This window comes from Salinisphaera sp. G21_0 (assembly GCF_017744115.1).
Taxonomy (GTDB): Bacteria; Pseudomonadota; Gammaproteobacteria; order Pseudomonadales; family Endozoicomonadaceae; genus Endozoicomonas.
The window spans coordinates 1-14,109 of record NZ_JAGHQW010000059.1 but is presented as its reverse complement, the minus strand read 5'-3'; the positions used below and the strand labels follow the sequence as shown (position 1 = coordinate 14,109).

The 14,109-nt window shown below is 47.6% G+C and carries 13 protein-coding genes and 1 pseudogene; 4 read left to right on the top strand and 10 right to left on the bottom strand.

Annotation, left to right across the window (positions count from 1 at the left end):
- Positions 1-4: 4 nt before the first annotated feature.
- The 5 genes from moaE to mobA form a co-directional block, all read right to left on the bottom strand.
- Positions 5-499, bottom strand: a complete 495-nt coding sequence (gene moaE / locus J7439_RS21055; protein WP_209203964.1) for a molybdopterin synthase catalytic subunit MoaE — start codon at positions 497-499, stop codon at positions 5-7.
- 214 nt (positions 500-713) lie between these two features.
- Entirely contained in the window at positions 714-965 is a 252-nt protein-coding gene (locus J7439_RS21050) for a MoaD/ThiS family protein (protein ID WP_209203963.1), read from the bottom strand.
- The gene (gene moaC, locus J7439_RS21045; RefSeq protein ID WP_209203962.1) at positions 962-1,495 is read right to left on the bottom strand and encodes a cyclic pyranopterin monophosphate synthase MoaC; all 534 of its coding nucleotides are present in this window, start codon (positions 1,493-1,495) and stop codon (positions 962-964) included. Before moaC ends, J7439_RS21050 begins: the two co-directional genes overlap by 4 nt.
- A gap of 2 nt (positions 1,496-1,497) precedes the next feature.
- Positions 1,498-2,034 carry a molybdenum cofactor biosynthesis protein B gene (gene moaB, locus J7439_RS21040; protein ID WP_209203961.1) on the bottom strand — a complete coding sequence of 179 codons (537 nt, stop codon included), beginning with the start codon at positions 2,032-2,034 and terminating at the stop codon, positions 1,498-1,500.
- Positions 2,035-2,110: 76 nt separating this feature from the next.
- Complete coding sequence (mobA, locus tag J7439_RS21035; protein ID WP_209203960.1) at positions 2,111-2,713, bottom strand: molybdenum cofactor guanylyltransferase; 603 nt, start codon at positions 2,711-2,713, stop codon at positions 2,111-2,113.
- Between the two features lie 202 nt (positions 2,714-2,915).
- Between mobA and J7439_RS21030 the strand changes: the two genes are divergently transcribed.
- Positions 2,916-3,674 (top strand): HpcH/HpaI aldolase family protein, encoded by a 759-nt coding sequence (locus J7439_RS21030; protein ID WP_209203959.1) that lies wholly within the window; start codon positions 2,916-2,918, stop codon positions 3,672-3,674.
- 24 nt (positions 3,675-3,698) lie between these two features.
- On the opposite strand, the gene J7439_RS21025 is transcribed toward J7439_RS21030, so the two are convergent.
- Positions 3,699-4,154 carry a YcgN family cysteine cluster protein gene (locus J7439_RS21025; protein ID WP_209203958.1) on the bottom strand — a complete coding sequence of 152 codons (456 nt, stop codon included), beginning with the start codon at positions 4,152-4,154 and terminating at the stop codon, positions 3,699-3,701.
- Positions 4,155-4,515: 361 nt separating this feature from the next.
- Between J7439_RS21025 and J7439_RS21020 the strand changes: the two genes are divergently transcribed.
- A complete protein-coding gene (locus J7439_RS21020) occupies positions 4,516-6,636 on the top strand; it encodes a hypothetical protein (protein ID WP_209203957.1) in 2,121 nt (706 codons plus the stop codon).
- A 266-nt stretch (positions 6,637-6,902) separates the two neighbouring features.
- Here J7439_RS21020 and J7439_RS21015 read toward each other — a convergent pair whose 3' ends face one another.
- From J7439_RS21015 to J7439_RS21000, 4 genes are all read right to left on the bottom strand, one after another.
- On the bottom strand, positions 6,903-7,883 hold the full coding sequence (locus J7439_RS21015; protein WP_502950434.1) for a transposase: 981 nt from the start codon (positions 7,881-7,883) through the stop codon (positions 6,903-6,905).
- Between the two features lie 162 nt (positions 7,884-8,045).
- Positions 8,046-8,300, bottom strand: coding sequence for a hypothetical protein (locus J7439_RS21010; protein ID WP_209203955.1), 255 nt, complete (start codon positions 8,298-8,300; stop codon positions 8,046-8,048).
- Positions 8,301-8,874: 574 nt separating this feature from the next.
- Positions 8,875-9,705 carry a hypothetical protein gene (locus tag J7439_RS21005; RefSeq protein ID WP_209203954.1) on the bottom strand — a complete coding sequence of 277 codons (831 nt, stop codon included), beginning with the start codon at positions 9,703-9,705 and terminating at the stop codon, positions 8,875-8,877.
- Positions 9,702-10,421, bottom strand: coding sequence for an Eco57I restriction-modification methylase domain-containing protein (locus J7439_RS21000; RefSeq protein ID WP_209203953.1), 720 nt, complete (start codon positions 10,419-10,421; stop codon positions 9,702-9,704). Before J7439_RS21000 ends, J7439_RS21005 begins: the two co-directional genes overlap by 4 nt.
- Before the next feature lie 412 nt (positions 10,422-10,833).
- Between J7439_RS21000 and J7439_RS20995 the strand changes: the two genes are divergently transcribed.
- A complete protein-coding gene (locus J7439_RS20995) occupies positions 10,834-13,257 on the top strand; it encodes a hypothetical protein (protein WP_209203952.1) in 2,424 nt (807 codons plus the stop codon).
- A gap of 14 nt (positions 13,258-13,271) precedes the next feature.
- Positions 13,272-13,390: pseudogene (locus J7439_RS27280) on the top strand (ADP-ribose pyrophosphatase); the annotation flags it as partial.
- Between the last annotated feature and the right edge of the window lie 719 nt (positions 13,391-14,109).

Genomic DNA, 14,109 nt, shown 5'->3' with positions numbered 1-14,109 from the left:
AAGGTTAAAGCCAGCGATCCGCCGCTGCCTGGTCAGACTCACGCTCATCCACCCAGCGATCTCCTTCCGGTGTCGTCTCTTTCTTCCAGAACGGCGCACGGGTTTTCAGGTAATCCATAATAAACTCACAGGCGGCAAACGCTTCTTTGCGATGGGCGCTGGCGACACCCACAAAAACGATTCGGTCCCCGGGGTACATCTGACCAATGCGATGGATAACCCGGACAGTTTGAAGTTCCCAACGCGCCATGGCCTCATCGATAATTTCCTGCAGGGCTTTTTCCGTCATCCCCGGATAATGTTCCAGAAACAGGCCACCCACCTTATCCCCAAGGTTCATATCGCGAACTGTACCGGTAAAAGTGACAATCGCTCCTGATGACTTATTCCCTTCCAGGCGTTCATATTCCTGGCCTGGGTTGAAGTCTTCTGTTTGAATGGCAATCAAGGTTCTGATCCTGTTTGTTTTTTTGCACCGCTTTTCAACACAAATACTCATGAAGATTGTTCGTCACCCTCTGGTATGAAAGATTTGCCACGGAGGCACGGAGACACAGAGGTAAAACTATATCTAGTCTCCGTGCCTCTGTGTCTCCGTGGCAATTTTTCTTTCACGGCAAAGTTTTTCCGGGGCTTTCGGACAGTCTCAGACTGTGGGAACGAGAACAAAATAAAGCCTTTGTGTCTTCGTGTCTTTGTGGTTCAAATAAAAATCACCCGCCGGTCACCGGAGGAAAAAAGGCGACCTCATCACCAGACTGCAATGTGACATCCTGACGAGTCATGGTCTGATTGATGGCAACCAGAGTACGCTCACTCATCATTACTTCACGCCAGTGTTCACCTTGGTCCGCCAACTGACTTTTTAATGCGGACAGCAAGGGAGCATACTCGCCTTCTTCCAGCGTCAACTGTTCGCAGTTCAGCTTTTCCCGAAAACTGGCAAAGAACCGTACTTTAATCATGCTGCACCACCTGAGGCAGACGTCGCTGAACCATGAATATAGTGACCACTTTTACCACCACTCTTTTCCAGCACACGAATGCCTTCAATATGCATCTCTTTGTCCACTGCCTTGCACATATCATAGATCGTCAGGGCAGCAACCGATGCCGCAGTCAGCGCTTCAATCTCAACGCCGGTTTTTCCATTCAAACGACAACAGGTTTCAATTCGAATACAGGCTTCGCCATTCACTGAAGCCGCGTCTTCAAGCTGAAACTCAACACCGATAAAGTTCAGCATCAACGGGTGACAAAGCGGCACCAGCTGGCTGCACTGTTTGGCAGCCTGAATGCCGGCAATTCTGGCCACGGCAAGCACGTCCCCTTTTTTAAGGCCATTGTCTTTTACCAGCGCCAGTGTCTCAGGTGCCATGTAGATATAACCTTCGGCCCTGGCTTCACGACGTGTGATGTCTTTTTCACCAACATCAACCATGCTGGCCTTACCATCACTATCAATATGGCTAAGGGCACTATTGGCAGACGACATGATTACCCTGCCTTTTTTAATTGTTCAACAAAGTTACATGGACGATGCTGGCTGTTCAGCTGATCCCTGATAATGCCTTCCCAGGCGGTCTTACAGGCATTATTGGAGCCGGGCATAACAAAAATAACGGTTCCGTTGGCCATGCCCGCCACGGTACGGGACTGGATGGTGGAGGTTTTGATCTGTTCATAGGAAAGCTGGCGGAACAGCTCGCCATAACCATCAATCTGCTTGTCAAAAACAGGCAACAGTGCTTCTGGTGTGCTGTCTCTGCCAGAGAAACCGGTACCGCCTGTGACCAGCACGGCCTGCACACAGTCTGGAGACCCGGCATCACTGGCAATCCAGCGGGATACGACTTCGCGAATCTTGTAGATGTCGTCTTTTACAATGGCCTTATCAACAAGTTTGTGACCATCGGCGGTCAGGCTCTCAACCAGTAAGTGACCGGATGTGTCGTTTTCTTCGGTACGGGTGTCGGACACCGTCAACACGGCAATGTTTACAGGAATAAACTCATCAAACTGATTATGAGCCATGGCTATTCTCGCTCCAGTCGTATTTTCAATCGTATTCAGGGGTGCTCATGACCAGGCCCGCAATGTGGACGACAGCCTACGTCTGAACAACCGCCTTATTAACCAGATTATGCCAGTCTTCTGGTGTATTGACGTTGACAAAAAGGTCTGCCATGGATGACGGCAGCGGCAGGGTCTGCCCACCTGAAAGCTGATGCAGGTGCCACAGGGCATAGTCCTTCGGATTGTCACTGGTGATGGAACTCTCAACGGCTTGTCGCAATTCCGCAGTGACCGGCAATATCACCGGCAGATTAAAACCCGCAAAACAGCAAGCCTGCTGTAGATCGCCAAGTGTCCGGAGCGCATCGGCAGGAACCAGTGGCATATCTACAGGAATCACCAGCAGCCGGTCGCCATCCTGCAGTTGCTGTATAGCCGCATGAATGCCGCTGAGCGGGCCTCTTCCGGGAACCACATCGGCAATAACAGAGTCATCCGGGGCAAAACCGGACCCACTGATCAGAACCTGATCAATCCCGGCCCGGGTCAGCAGAGCAACCATATGCCGGTAAAGCGGTTTGCCACACCAGTTCAGGCGTGACTTGTCCTGCCCCATCCGGGAGGAACGGCCACCAGCCAGAACCAGGCCGTAAAGTGTGCCATGGGCTGTCATTCGATCACAGACTCTTTGTGCCAATATTCAAATTACCCCGGGGATTGTCAGGAAACAGGGCAAGTCAGGAAAACCCCGTCTCCGGACAGACCACCGGCTAGTGTAAGGTTTTCCACCCCGCTGACAAGCCTTGGGACCAATTATCATACAGAAAAGCAACCGCTTAACCCGCTCGTCCGTTGGCTATACTGTTTTGACCACAGCAAATAGATAACAATGATCAACAATGAGAAAGAATCAGGTACTGAGCCTTTTCCAGCAGAACCAGACAGCCATCAACTGCTGGCTTATCCATCCAAGCCCAATGACGGCAGAGCTGATCGCCCACCAGGGTTTTGACTCAATGACCATCGATATGCAGCACGGCATGATTGGCTTTGAATCGGCCCTGGCCATGCTGCAGGCCATATCCACCACCCCGGTGACTCCGCTGGTCAGGGTTCCCTGGCTTGATCCGGGCATCATTATGAAGATGCTGGATGCCGGTGCTTATGGCGTTATCTGCCCAATGATTGAAACCGCAGAGCAGACCCGGGAATTTGTCGCCACCTGCCGTTACCCCGCCAAAGGCAACCGCAGCTTTGGCCCCAGCAGGGCGATGATCTATGCAGGCAGTGATTACCCGGAAAAAGCAGAAGAGACCATTCTGCCCATGGTCATGATAGAGACCCGTCAGGCCCTGGATAACCTGGATGATATCCTCAGCACTGAAGGACTGGGAGCCATCTATATTGGCCCCTTTGACCTGTCCTACGCCCTGGGCTGTCAGCCCCAACCTGACCACTATGAGGCCCCTGTTATGGAGGCCATCGAACATATCCTTGCCTGCAGCAAAAAGCATAATGTTCCCGCTGCCATTCATTGCATGGGACCGGAGTTCGCTGATCGTATGCGAAAAAAAGGGTTCAGCCTGGTCACCGCTGGCTGTGACGCCGACTTCGTCCGCGCGGGTGCCACACACACCATCCAATCACTGAGGCAGTAATCTGAAAGTCGTTCAGAAACCGCCTCACTTCACCCGGATAATATAATCAAACCAGTCCGAAGGGTCCGGAACATCTTCTTCTGAAGCGATGTCCTTGCCCTTGATGGAGAAACCGGATTCATGGACAGAGTCCGGGTTTCCGGTTTTCAGAGGATGCCATTGTGGCAAGTCATAACCATGGTAGAGCAGATGATAAGCGCAGCTGTCCGGCAGCCATGGCAAATGCTCATGCAGGGTTTTCGGGGTAAACTTGATGCAGTCATCCACATACTTGCGACGGTGTTTATAATGCCTGCAGCGGCAAGTCTCCAGGTCCAGCAACCGACAGGCTACCGCCGTTGTGTGAATCTCATCCGTATCCGCATCAATAATCTTATTGAGGCAGCAGCGACCACAGCCATCACAGAGCGACTCCCACTCTTCGGGCGTCATCTCGGTTAACGATTTTACCTGCCAGAATGCAGGTTCCTGCTCACTCATCAAACACCTGAACACGATATAACATTGGATTTGCCTGAGCATACTACCACCTCAAAAGATGGCAATACGCGAGTTCACGGTTCAGTAATTATCATACGTTATAACCATCGATAATGGGCTGAAGGTCATCGACACTGCTTCGCTGAATTCTGGTTTGCTTCAAATTGGCGATTTATCCCTCCTGCTCTAAGCTGTTCGGCAGATGGGATGCGTTGATATGAATAACAGAATATCGTCGTACGACTTTTGTTTTCATTGCTTTTCTTATACTCGTGATGCCTTCTAAAGTCGTGCATTAGTCTTTTGTTATTAAAAGTAATCACAAGGATTATGATTTTCCTCATGAATCTGGAGAAAGAGTATGCAAACACCAACCGAAAAGAATTATGCTGGAGTAACATATCCGGGCAACGTTTTCAGTACATCTCCCGAGCAGGAGAACTCCGGAACGGGTAATACCGGGCAGTTAAATGGTTTGAGTGTCATTGCGCGCTCTGCTGTCATTCCTTTTTTTCAGTCGCTCTCTCCTTATTACCAGCAGCCTTCGGCCAATAATAATGAATCAGTGACGTATGATTCAAAGCCAGTTGCACTACCCAGCCAATCAATGCTGAATGATATCTGCCAGGGTGCTGGATTAGTCGCTCAACTGGCGGGAGCCTGGGTTCCGCAAGTGAAAGTGTTGGCTGATGTGGCTTCTAAATTATGTTCCGCTGGTAGTTTTGCAGGTAAAGCCATTGACTACATGCAAGAAAAAGATGCTGTAAAGGGAGAGCTTTCCGGGCAAAAATGTACCGGTGAGAAGCGCCGACCGATCGCCCAAAGTAGTATGACCCGGGAAGTGCTCACCGCTGCTGCCATGATCACTATGGGGCAGATACCCGTTTCTGCTGCTTCACCTGCACCGAGCAATGCAACGGATCGCCCGATTCCGGTACCAAACCGGGAAACATTGGAACAAATTGGCCAAAATGACAGTTACCCGTTATCGGGTCATTATGTCCAGACTCAGGATATCAACAGCGATGTAACCATTGGCAGTGAAGATCAGCCGTTTTATGGGGATTACGATGGCGGATGTCATAAGATCACTGGTCAGAGACATTGTTTATTTGGCAAGGTTGCAAAGCATGGTGTTGTCCGTGATCTGAGCATGGTGCAGGCCCATGTTGAGAGTAATGATAAATACAGTGCCGTAGTCGCCTGTAAAATGGGCGAAGGAAGCCGTCTGGAAAACCTGCTGATAGAACACTCCCGCGTTGTGACTAACAAGGATGGCGAGCGTGGCGCAGCATCGATGACTCATGCAGGTGTGATAACAGGCCACCAGCAGGAGAATAGCAATATTGAGCAAGTTTGGGTCAATGATTGCTCAGTGACCAGTACTGGTAAATCTGGAGCTGTTGGCATTGTCAGTGGTAGGGCTGAAGGAGATATACAACATGTGACTGTAAAAAACAGTCGGGTCAAAACAGCTTGTGACCACTCCCCCGCCGGCATTGGTGCCGGAATCGTTGAGGGCCGAATTAGCCATCTTACCGTTCTGGACAGCCATGTTGAAACCGATGCGACTGATAGTTTCGCCGGCATTGGTGGGGGAAGAATATATGACGGGGGCAAACTGGAAAAGTTGACCGCTGTGAGAAATTCAGTAAAGACCGGAGGACGTTTTTCAGATGCTGGTATCGGTGCTGGTGATTGTAAACCTGGTGGACTGCTAGCAAACACAACAGCAATAGCCTGTAATGTAGAGACCCTGGGAAAGAGCGCGAATGCCGCCATTGGTGTGGGTGAAACTGGATGTGAGGTTCTTGATACCAGGGCCATTGACTGTATCGTCAACACCTCCGGAGATCAAGCTGATGCTGCCATTGGGACCGGTTATTTAAATGGGGGAAAAACAGAGGGCATTATTGCGGTGAGAGGCAACATTACTGCCAGCGGTGAAAGTGCAGTAGCAGATATTGCTGCTGGACAGATTGATGTATTTTCCTATCCTTCCGGTCATTCCTCTATTACTAAAATGAGAAAAAGTGTTCAGGCAGTGAAGGTCACTGTAAACGGCGGGTTGCAAAATGTCGGTAATGTGTCCCAGTCCTTTTTAGATCAGTTGTGTGATATTGCCGATCAACGATTTGTGGCCAATGATTGTCGGGTAATGAATCAGCCTTCAAAAGGTTACGGGAACTGTACAACAACGGATTTGCTGTTTGCACCCTCCCTGCCAAGTTCAAGTGCTCCATCGACGCTGAATACCGGACTGGTCAATCATTCTGGAGCCTCAACAGCATTAACCGCCCTGGCAACCGGAGTCCAGGCAGGAACAACCCTAAGCACTGGGGCCATTGTCGGGATTTCTGTAGGGGTGGCGGCTGCTCTGGGTCTCGGTGCTTTATTCGCCTGGCGTTATTACACCCATCGTCAGGCTGATTCGGATGTCGTGACCATGAGAGTACTGAGTGAAGAGCCGAATGATGAGTAATCATTCATTACCCTGACAAGGAAAAAAAGGGAAAAAAAGGACATCCAAAGATTTAAAGAGCAAAAAAAGGACACCCAAAGATTTTAAAGCCAAGATAATCAAATATTTCGTTCGCTAATTACGGAAATGAAGGTCACAGTCAAGGAAGAGAAAAGCAATCAGAACTTAGAAGTTCACTTATGAGCTGCCAGAGTCTATAGCGTAGTGTGAAGGGCAGGGGCTGAAGTCAGAGTTTTTTCAGCTTCAACAATATGGCGGACGGAAAGTTAGCCTGCAAATAGCAAAGCGCTGATACTCTGACCATGTACCCAAGACTTTCCCACTTTCTCAGCATAACTTTTCAGTGATGCCAGCGTACCAACGGCCCGATAGAAACGATTATTCCACTGCATGGTTTTAATCCACTCATCCGGCGGAATATCAAAAAACTTAAGTATTGAGGGAATGTTGTCGTTTAAACAACCTCGCTTACCTTGACGAACAATTCCTCCCGACCAGTCAACCAGTTCAAAATAACTACTGAGTGCATAAGGCAATGCATGGTCAGGGTTTTGTCCTGGCTCTTTGAAGGGCTTCAATTTGGCAGGTTGCTTTTTACCGGATGGAGCTGAGTAGTATTTCGTCCGTTTGCTGATAGAAGTGTATTCAGAGGTCTCTGGCGATTTCGCCATTTTGGCTCGAACAGGGTTTAAATCGACATAGGCCATACAAGTCAGCAGAGCCGCTTCGTCGAGCAGCGCCTGGCTTTTATAACGTCCTTCCCAGAACCTTCCCTTACAGTTATCCTCTTTATTGGCTTTTCTGGCCAGATGCTCGTTGAGGCATCTCATAAACCAGCCGATATCCATCAAACGACAACGATATTCTTCAGCAAACTCATCCACCCGAAGCCTGTCTGCCTCGCGCAATTGTTCGCCAGAGAGAAATCGTTGGACCAGCATCGGGCCTGAAAACAGGGAAGACCAACGAGTGAGAATCTCATTGGTAGACCAGCTCCTGGCCTGTTTACGGTTGATGTAAAGCACGATGTGGTAATGATTGGACATGACCGCATAAGCACAAACTTCCAATGCAAAGATTGACGATAGCTGTTGAATTCGGTCTTCCACCCATTGGCGACGGTGTTCGCAGTTCTTACCGGAAAACGAATCTTTACCACAGAGAAAGGCTTGACGAACGCAGCGAGCCATGCAGTGGTAATAAGGTGTAGAGGCTGGGTCTATCAAGTTTTTCCGAGCAGTCGTCATGTTTTAGTAGCGATCTTTAAGTTTTTGATGCTAAAAAAGTAGTCGAGATGTCTGAATAATCAAGAAAATGTGGATGTCCTATTTTTCTCTATTTTTCTTCTTGCCATGTTCAGTGAAGAGACTCTGGCGGCTGTGACCATCAGGCTGTAAAAGTAACCGCTTTCACGCCTCCGCCAGCAACGCCCGCCACTCACCCAACTTCTCTTCCAAATCAGCAATATGCGCCTCCAGCCCAGCCAGCTCCTCTTCACAAATGTGCAATCGGTCCCGAACATCATGGTGCCGTTTCACCCGTCGTTGCAAAACCGATAGCTCCTCTTCAGCCACCATCACCCGCACTACCATAGAAGGGATGGAAGAATAACTGATCTTGCCCTGCTTGTTTCGTGGTACCTGTGCCAGATGGATACGATCCATAGCAACGCCTCCTTTGATATCATTTCTGCGGAACGCAGCAGACGATTTAATAGAAGGCAATGGTACTAAGTTCAGAAACGGTATCCCATCCCCAATACGGGAAAAATGTCATTGGCCTTGGCTGAGCACCTCAACTGCAAGCATTGATACGTATCAATGTGAGTATTCCTACAAAGACACAGAATCAGGCGGCTCAGATTAGCAATTGAGTCGAATTATTGTGTAAATTAGTCAGAAGTATTCCGTTGTATATTCCTTTCCAATAGATCTATAAAATCCTCGCACATTTCCCTGACCCAAGGTTTAGGTAATCATGGGCGTAGTTGACGATGCTATTGCACTGAGAAACAGGCTGATTTCTGAAGAAGGGACCGCGGTGCCCGAAGAGTTTTCCGGAATATCAAAGACGAAAATTGCTGAAGTGCTTCAGAGAATTGACCAGAAAACACCAGACATGGTGGATGCTGTTTTTGCTCTCCTGGATACCCGCTCCAACTGGTTCAGTAAGGCACCCATTGGTACAGCATTCAAAGACGGCGCAGCTACAGCTCACGTTGGAGCACATATTGGTATCTTACAAAGAGGCCAGAATACTAAGCTCGATCGTGAAGGAAGGGATTACTGGCTGAAAAATAGCCGACACCAGACGATTGATCTCCTCCTGAGATGGCAGCGAGTTCCCTTTTGCTCTATGCCCTAAAGCTTGCAACTGCTCTGTTGTCGGGTAACGCAAGTTTCTCAGATCTGTGGCGTTGACTTGGGTATGCCCGTTAAACTGCCGAAAATATTGATCAACAATGGTGCTGTTCAAAAACAGCCATAAACCCCTGGCAAGATCCTGCGGCAACGGTTTACCCAAGGCATGAAAATAGTTGGTTTTATTCTCAAAGCCAACGACGTCTACATCAGCAACAGACGTTTCATAAAGGGAGGCAACAATCCGACGCTTTTCTTCTTTTGCTGTCAGTCGTTTGGTCAAAATATAAGTGCCGTTGGGAACCATCAGTTTGGCGGTTTCACTGTTGTTAAGCAGGGCATTCGGTTTTTTTACATTGTTTATTGGCCATACGATAGAACCATTTTTTAAATGCATAGGATAAATTAGCGGCACAGTCTGCGCTTCGGGCTCCATTCTGAGGTTATCTCTGGTCCTGAAATCAACCACTTTTCCGGTGCTGACATCAAGGCCCAAATCAGACAATGAGCAAGGCAAACCGCCAACCTTAACGGCGATATCAGCTTCCTGCTCTGAGGTCACAATATGGATAAAACGGTCTGGATTATCTGAATTAACCACTTCATGGAAAGGGGTGATTCGAATAATCGGGTTCCGGTCTTCAGCGCAACTGCTGGATGAAATTTCCACATCCCCCTGTGGTTCCCCCTTTACCAGATGGAAAATCACATTTTCTGCAGGACTTTGTCCCCTTTAAACGCTTTCGTACGGCTGTTGAATACCCGGATTTTCTTCAGTGCAGTATCCTCTAACAGGATATCCCTGAATCCTTTAAAGTACGGGCCATTGCAGAAACTGCGCGGGGTAATGGCCACCAGTTCACCACCAGGCTCAAGAAGTTTGATGGCAAGTGCAACAAAGGCGGAATAGAGGTTGCCGGTCTCGATGCCTACCTGCTGGAGTAACTTTCGATGGCGGCTTTTACTGCCGATCTTGAAATAAGGTGGATTAAGAATCGCCTTGTTGTAACGAGTTATAGGGGTCGCATCGAAAGAAATCGCCTGCAATTGATTGACAGCACTCTCAATAAAATCGGCCGGGATAATATTACTGTGCCACTGAATCTTTTGCTCCCCTGCAACCTCGGCAAACAGAGCCATGCTATTGTGCAAGTTATTAATCAGAACCTTGTCGGTTTCGTAGGCGGTAGCGGTAATTTTATTGACACCGCCTTCCTGAACCACTCTTTGCAAAAAAGCAGCGGTTAAGGAGCCAACACCTGCCCCAGCGTCCAGCAATGAGACATCGCCGCTGAAATTATCAAACATGGACGCCAACAGCTCAGCTGTTGGCGCTGGCGTCATATACTGCCCTTGCTCACTCCGTTTGGCTTGATCAAGTTTCAAGGCGGCTTGTTGCCGAATATCATCAATAATGTGTAACAAGTCCCTGAAGTCTCCATGCTTTGCTGGTCGTAATGAATCTGACAGGCTAATCTGGGCATCAGCGTTTACAAGAAAACCCAGACTGTATAAAAAAACAGTTAAAACATAATGGCAAAGCTAGCCGGAAGCAACCAGGATTTTCATTATTTAAATCATTTATCGCTTCGATAGAGCGTTGATTCTAGTGGTTTAATATATAAGTAGTTTTTGAGAATTGCTCCTTGCGCAGAGCTAATAGGTACTATTATCCCAAATAAACCTTCATTTAAATGCATTCAAAGGAGTATAAAATAACTTTTTTATTCAGTAATTTATAAATTAATGATGAATTCCCTGAGCTGATATTGAATTTTTTGGACTTACAAAACTCTAACTTTAATTAAATCCAGTTATTTAAGTCAGGGATTATCAAGTGGATACTAATAACCAGCTCTCACCACACAGGCTGAACACACAATATTCTTCTGCTGCTCGCCGTGGCAGTAACTCTGCCCATACAGAGCGACAGAGTTGCCACTGGGAAGATGAAGATCCCGGTCAAAAATCTAATTTCAGTAAGAGTTTTGCGTCCACTCCCACCCGTAAAAGCCTCAACAAGTACAATCCTCAGGTTGTTAGCCAAGTACACGCTTTTTTCCCGGGTACAGTCAAGACTTCCGCCCCGGAACATGAAAAACTGTTCGGCATGATGATGCCAGAGATGGAAAAGCCAGCACCCAAAAAGAAGAGCAAAGAACCGGAAAGGCCTAAAGAGCCAGAAAAGCCTAAAGAACTGGAAAGGCCTAAAGAGCCGGAAAAGCCTAAAGAACTGGAAAGGCCTAAAGAGCCGGAAAGACCTAAAGAACCTCCTTCCCGGAAGCAAGCCGATGAGATTGAAATTTCAGACTCAGAGCTGGATGAACTGTTCGATGAAGATATAGCACTCCCTTTTATTCCTGAATTACCTGATCAGGATTATCAGAAGTTTGAAATTAAACTTTCGCAGAATTTGAGAAAAATCAGAGAGGGGAAGGGACAAAAAGCCATTCTGGAATTAAAAGAGCTATTTACTTTCAGGGCTCACGATTTTGTCTCTCCCGATAAGGCAACAGCAGCACATCATTTTACTGAGTTCGTACGACGCGTATATCAGCTCGACAGGCAAATGCCAGCAGGCATGAAAGCAAAGGGAGAAATCATCAAACATGCGATCGATCAAATGACCGAGAAATTGGGCATGCTGATGGATGATGTCAGAACTGCCTGCATATCCGAAGCCTTCGGTAACCCCACGTTTAAAGATGCTCTGGAGAAGGTTGAATCGGATACCGATAAGTCTCTTCTTTGCAGGTTACAGACACTTTCCGCTTTTAACTTCATGAGCAATGAAGTAAACGCGCTGGTAAGAGACTCTGGCGTTTCCGTCCCTTCTGCTCCAGATGGCAGAGACCCGGGCTCTGATTCTGGTGTCAATCAGCCACACTCAAACAATGATGGCAAAAAAGAGTCTGTAGCCGGCGCTATTGACCAACCACTGTCAGGTAATAAAAAACACAAAAAGCAGGACAACACAAAAACTACCAATAAACACTCAACCTCACAGCTTTCAGAACTGGAAAGAAAGCGCCGTGAAGCCACAGATAAGGAAATGGAGGAGGTAGACAGAACACTTGAAGAGGGGTGGAAATTCCTTGAACAGTCCAAAAAGAACCAAGAAGAAGAAACAAAGCCAGAACCAGTGATGTCAAAACCATCCACCCCAAAGCCTGAAGCAAAACCTGCCAGCAGCAAACCACCTGTTGCCAGGGAAACACCAAAGCCTGTCACTGTCACAAAAACCTACCCATCCATCGCCGACATCCGTAAGCTTAAGGGGGATTTAGCTATTGCAGATGCGGTGCTGAAGTTTGTAGAAAACTGTCAAAGCGAGCCTGAAAGAAAAGAGCTGGATCAATTTCTGGAAGAGCGCTGTGCAGAAAAATCAAGAGCCATTGTCAATGATCTTAACCGGGTCAAACAGCAGGCAATGAAGCCCAGCGAATGTGTCCACAAGTTTTCAGAAACCGTAGGCTACCGCCAGATTGCCGAAAAGATTGCTCCACCCTCAGCAAGAAAACTCTCTGAAATAGCAGAAAATGAAAAAGTGCCAGGCAACGGCGGCAATATTGATGGAACAATGCTGCACCTGCTGAAACAATCCGTGGTCTTTCCAAAAAACTGGGATGTCAAAGGTGATCCGGCAAAATGGACACGCAGGGAATTTTTGGCTGAGTTTGAAAAAGGAGCATCCAGACACTCAGAGAGTCAGCGCCAATGTGTCCGGAAATACGCTGATGATATATTACGACTCTTTAAGCTGAAGCAATATCCATTCGGCTGGGGGTATGACAAGGAGCGCAAAGCATCTCCTGCTGATCAGGAGTTCGAGCTTATGGCAAAGGCGATGTACGACGACTTCATTGGCAGGCCCTTATTTGATTACAGAGACTGCAAGCGGCTGGAACTATTCACAGCTCAGCAAAGACACACATTTCTGGAGACACTTTTTGGCTCAGAAGTCATATCCACACTTAAACAGATTGTTGTAGGAGCCGGGACAAAAACAAAACGATCACCAACCAGTGTTGAAAGAGCCAGGGCCGAGCACAACAAAAGCATGGTCATTGCCTTGTTCCATGACAAACCGACAGGTGGCTACTATCTTGTGGTTGGCAGAAGTGATCAAAGGCAGGCCTTCCCTGTAAAGGTGAGAAACCCACTGGCTCTTGACTGCTTTAATCAGGAAAAAGGGAGTAACTGCATATATAAGGCAATGGGGTTACCTGCGATTTCGGACAACTGGAATGCTGTCAGATAAGTGAGTCAAATCTGCTGGCTGAAATAAAACAGCTCGCCAGCAAGCTCGTGAACAAATGGATGTCAGGCGGGAAGACAGAATCCTTCGTCCCAGTGGTGCTGAAGGGGTTTATGAGGTTACGGACAAACCAGACTTGCCATATTTACCTGGCCAGCGAACTGACAGAAGGGGTAACAAGCTGGATAGCGAAGAAGAGGGTCTGATCACCGAAGACGAACTGGCGATGTTCAGTGAGGATACTTACGGGCGAACGTGATGGGTTGTGGTTTGTGAGGGAGTGGTTAAGAGGGAACAGGGAATTGGACTATTAACTCTGTAGCAGCCAGGAAATTTCCGTAAATGGAACTTTTTTGTAAACTTAGGATCAAAAATATAGGTAAACAAAATTTAATGACGATCTTATGCTAACAAATATTTCAAATAATCAAACAGAATTATTGCCCAAAGCTCTACCGCAATCAGCAAACTCAACAGAAGACCAACAGCGACAACTTGGCAATTTCAACTAGTTGCCAGTTGAGGCGATTCCACCTAACGCAAATGAACTGGCTCAGCCCGACGAACTCCAACTTGAGCAGACATGCCATAATACCAACAAACCTATTGATCAAAGGGCTATCGAAGATTTACAGCGTCCAATTCAATTCAAGAATATGGAAGCAATAGCAAATCCTGATAAATATGAGAATATGACATCAATTTACAACTCAGGCGTATTTGAACATGGGTGCTCTCTCAATCTGATAATTGAATTATACGTCAATTAAAAACTTACCGGACATGTAATTAGACCAAAGCTGATCCCAGCGCCCTTTACTCTGGACCAGAGACCTTGTTGCCAATAGAACCTCA

Bases quoted from the DNA above. Each gene is read 5' to 3' on its own strand.
- J7439_RS21050 (WP_209203963.1), bottom strand. From the start codon at position 965: ATGATTAAAGTACGGTTCTTTGCCAGTTTTCGGGAAAAGCTGAACTGC.
- moaB (WP_209203961.1), bottom strand. From the start codon at position 2,034: ATGGCTCATAATCAGTTTGATGAGTTTATTCCTGTAAACATTGCCGTG.
- moaE (WP_209203964.1), bottom strand. From the start codon at position 499: ATGAGTATTTGTGTTGAAAAGCGGTGCAAAAAAACAAACAGGATCAGA.
- J7439_RS21025 (WP_209203958.1), bottom strand. From the start codon at position 4,154: ATGAGTGAGCAGGAACCTGCATTCTGGCAGGTAAAATCGTTAACCGAG.
- J7439_RS21015 (WP_502950434.1), bottom strand. From the start codon at position 7,883: ATGACGACTGCTCGGAAAAACTTGATAGACCCAGCCTCTACACCTTAT.
- moaC (WP_209203962.1), bottom strand. From the start codon at position 1,495: ATGTCGTCTGCCAATAGTGCCCTTAGCCATATTGATAGTGATGGTAAG.
- J7439_RS21020 (WP_209203957.1), top strand. From the start codon at position 4,516: ATGCAAACACCAACCGAAAAGAATTATGCTGGAGTAACATATCCGGGC.
- J7439_RS21010 (WP_209203955.1), bottom strand. From the start codon at position 8,300: ATGGATCGTATCCATCTGGCACAGGTACCACGAAACAAGCAGGGCAAG.
- J7439_RS21030 (WP_209203959.1), top strand. From the start codon at position 2,916: ATGAGAAAGAATCAGGTACTGAGCCTTTTCCAGCAGAACCAGACAGCC.